This is a genomic window from Mameliella sp. AT18 (assembly GCF_028807275.1).
GTDB lineage: Bacteria > Pseudomonadota > Alphaproteobacteria > Rhodobacterales > Rhodobacteraceae > Antarctobacter > Antarctobacter albus.
Genome location: NZ_JARAMO010000162.1, coordinates 1 through 3,037 on the forward strand (window position 1 = coordinate 1; position 3,037 = coordinate 3,037).

Genomic DNA, 3,037 nt, shown 5'->3' on the forward strand with positions numbered 1-3,037 from the left:
CCCGAGGTATTTTTCAAACCAAAGAAGCCAGGCGGCTTTCGCCTGAGGCTCAGGCGGCGGCGATGATCCGGCTGCCGAGGGCGGCCAGGCCGGCGTCGGTCAGGGTGCGGATCTCGTCCGTCAGGGGCCGGGCGCGGGCATAGCGGGGCGCGGCGCGGTCATCGAGGATCGGCGCCTGCCAGCCCAGGGTGGAGTCGAAGAACTGCGCCGGGCCGCCGGGGCCGTATTCCGCCAGGTAGCCCGCCACCACCACATCGAGATAGCTGAGCAGGATCGGGTTGTCCGGACCCGGAGCGCTGTGGCGGCCGGGGTCGATCGCATAGACGACGACGGCGCGCGCGTCGCTGTCATGGGTCAGGCTTTGGGTGGCGTCATGGCGGTCATAGGCGCCTTCGCGGCGGTCGAGCTCTGCCCAGCTGTCGCCGGGGACCGGGGCGATCAGCCCGTCGATATGGGCGTCCGGATCGCGGACGGCGGTCAGATAGCAGAGCGCCCGTTCGGGCACCGCGCGCCAGGCCCGGCGCCAGCCGTGCAGGCGGGCGCGGTGTGCGGGGGTGTGTTCATGGGTCGTGCGGTTCACCAGCGACCCGTAGCCAAAGAAATATACATGCTCCATGTGCGAAATATTCGCCGGTTTTGACGCATGTCAAACCCCGAAGGCCCGCCGCGTGCGAGATAGGTGTCTGATCAATGTATTTTGGAGATCCGCATGCGGGTGACGAAAAGAACCAATATCGCGATGCGCGTGCTGATGTTTTGCGCCGCGAACCCGGGGCGGCTTGTTACCAAGCACGAGATCGCCCAACGCTGCAATGCCTCGGAAAACCACCTGGCGCAGGTCATCAACCAGCTGGCCCAGATGGGGTTCCTGCACACCCAGCGGGGGCGCAACGGCGGGCTGGAACTGGGCCGGCCGGCCGAGGATATCGTCATCGGCGACATTTTCCGGGCGCTGGAACAGCCGGTGCCGCTGGCCGAATGTTTCGCCGACGTGGACAACACCTGTCCGCTGACCGATGCCTGTCGGCTGCGCAGCGCGCTGACCCGGGCCGCCAATGCCTTTTACGAGACGCTGGACCCGATCACGCTCGATTCGCTGGTCTGTGACAACGCCGCGCTGATGAACATCATCTCTGGCGATGGATGCCGCGCGGGGCGGCTTGTCAACGCCGGGACGATGGACTAGCGTCTGCGCATCTTCGACGGGAGAACCGGGGAGGGCCTTGGCCCGGAGCCGGTGCCGAAGGCGCAACCGCCCCGGAAACGCTCAGGCCGCATGGACCGCGAAGAGGCAAGACTCTGGAGAGAGGCGCCGGATGCGCGTCCGCCGAAGGGATAACGATCTCAGGCCGAAGGACAGAGGGGGCAGTGGGGCTGCGGAATTGGTCCGTGGCGGAACTGCCCGGACGCGCTGTGCGTCATGGGCAAAGGGGAGCGCATGACGGACGAGCCGACCGAGCTGAAGACAACCGTTCTGAACGAGCTGCACCACGCGCGCGGCGCGAAAATGGTGGGATTCGCCGGCTACGAGATGCCGGTACAGTACAAGCTGGGCGTGCTGAAAGAGCATCTGCACACCCGGAGCCGGGCCGGGCTGTTCGACGTCAGCCACATGGGCCAGGTGATCCTGCGCGGGCCGAAGGTGGCAGAGGCGCTGGAACGGCTAGTGCCGGTGGACGTGGCGGGGCTGGCAGAGGGGCGGCAGCGCTATGGTTTCTTTACCAATGATGCGGGCGGGATCGAGGACGATCTCATGATCGCCAACCGGGGCGATCACCTGTTCGTGGTGGTCAACGCGGCCTGCAAGGAGGCCGACGTGGCCCGGATGCGCGCGGCGCTGGAACCCGATGGCATCACCGTGAAACTGCTGGAAAATCGTGCGCTTGTGGCGCTGCAGGGGCCCGAGGCCGAGGATGTTCTGGCCGAGCATTGCCCCGCGGTGCGCGACATGCGTTTCATGGACGTCGAGACGTTGCCCATCGCGGGCGCGGAATGCTGGGTCTCGCGGTCGGGTTATACCGGCGAGGACGGCTTCGAGATCTCGGTGCCCAACGTGGCGGCCGTGGATCTGGTGAAATCGCTGCTGGCGGATGCCCGGGTGGAACCCATCGGGCTGGGCGCGCGGGACAGCCTGCGGCTGGAAGCGGGCCTGTGCCTCTACGGGCAGGACCTGGACCCGGAAACCTCGCCGGTCGAGGCGGGGCTGACCTGGGCGATCCAGAAGGTCCGGCGCGCCGGTGGCGCGCGCGCGGGCGGCTATCCGGGCGCGGAGCGGGTGCAGCGCGAGATGGCCGAAGGCGCGGCGCGCAAGCGGGTGGGCCTGCGCCCCGAGGGCCGGGCGCCGATGCGCGCGGGCGTGGTGCTCTACGATGCCGAGGAGGGCGGGGCCGAGGTCGGCGCCGTGACCTCGGGCGGCTTCGGCCCCTCGGTCGAGGGGCCGGTGGCCATGGGATATGTGTCGGCGGCAAGCGCATCAGAGGGCACACCCCTCTGGGGCGAGCTGCGCGGCAAGCGGGTTCCGGTGCGGGTGGCAGCGCTGCCTTTCGTGCCGGCTGGGTTCAAACGGTGAAACAGGGAGACTTACATGAAATTCACCGAGGAACATGAATGGCTGCTGGTCGAGGGTGACCTGGTCGTTGTGGGCATCACCAATCACGCGGCGGAACAATTGGGCGACATCGTCTTTGTCGAACTGCCCGAGGAAGGCCGAGAGGTCACCAAGGACGAAGAAGTCGTGGTGATCGAATCGGTCAAGGCCGCCTCTGACATCCTGGCGCCGCTGGACGGCGAGATCGTCGAGGTGAACGAGCCCATCGTCGAGGAACCGGGCAAGATCAACGAGGACCCCGAGGGCGAGGCCTGGTTCTTCAAGATGAAGGTCGAGGACCTGTCGGCGTTGGACGACCTGATGGACGAGAAGGCCTACAAGGACTTCATTTCGTGATCGTGGCGGCGGGGTGATGCCCCGCCCTGCGCCCATTCCGGCGGAGCGGTGATCGGCGGCGGAAAGGGGGCTCTGCCCCCGTCTCCCTGCGGT

The 3,037-nt window shown here is 67.3% G+C and carries 4 protein-coding genes and 1 riboswitch; of the genes, 3 read left to right on the top strand and 1 reads right to left on the bottom strand.

Annotated elements, in window-relative coordinates:
• Positions 1-49 precede the first annotated feature (49 nt).
• Positions 50-616, bottom strand: coding sequence for a gamma-glutamylcyclotransferase (locus PVW46_RS14655; protein WP_069211215.1), 567 nt, complete (start codon positions 614-616; stop codon positions 50-52).
• A 93-nt stretch (positions 617-709) separates the two neighbouring features.
• Here PVW46_RS14655 and PVW46_RS14660 point away from each other — a divergent pair, with 93 nt between their 5' ends.
• The 3 genes from PVW46_RS14660 to gcvH all read left to right on the top strand — a co-directional run bounded on the left by PVW46_RS14660 (position 710) and on the right by gcvH (position 2,944).
• On the top strand, positions 710-1,186 hold the full coding sequence (locus tag PVW46_RS14660) for an RrF2 family transcriptional regulator (RefSeq protein ID WP_052244537.1): 477 nt from the start codon (positions 710-712) through the stop codon (positions 1,184-1,186).
• Positions 1,187-1,289: 103 nt separating this feature from the next.
• A riboswitch (glycine riboswitch) is annotated at positions 1,290-1,370 on the top strand.
• 68 nt (positions 1,371-1,438) lie between these two features.
• Entirely contained in the window at positions 1,439-2,569 is a 1,131-nt protein-coding gene (gene gcvT / locus PVW46_RS14665) for a glycine cleavage system aminomethyltransferase GcvT (protein ID WP_069211216.1), read from the top strand.
• Between the two features lie 15 nt (positions 2,570-2,584).
• Positions 2,585-2,944, top strand: coding sequence for a glycine cleavage system protein GcvH (gcvH, locus tag PVW46_RS14670; RefSeq protein ID WP_043143024.1), 360 nt, complete (start codon positions 2,585-2,587; stop codon positions 2,942-2,944).
• Positions 2,945-3,037 lie beyond the last annotated feature (93 nt).

What these genes read in the sequence shown, in the direction of transcription:
- PVW46_RS14655 (WP_069211215.1), bottom strand. Translation starts at nt 616, where the DNA reads ATGGAGCATGTATATTTCTTTGGCTACGGGTCGCTGGTGAACCGCACG.
- PVW46_RS14660 (WP_052244537.1), top strand. Translation starts at nt 710, where the DNA reads ATGCGGGTGACGAAAAGAACCAATATCGCGATGCGCGTGCTGATGTTT.
- gcvT (WP_069211216.1), top strand. Translation starts at nt 1,439, where the DNA reads ATGACGGACGAGCCGACCGAGCTGAAGACAACCGTTCTGAACGAGCTG.
- gcvH (WP_043143024.1), top strand. Translation starts at nt 2,585, where the DNA reads ATGAAATTCACCGAGGAACATGAATGGCTGCTGGTCGAGGGTGACCTG.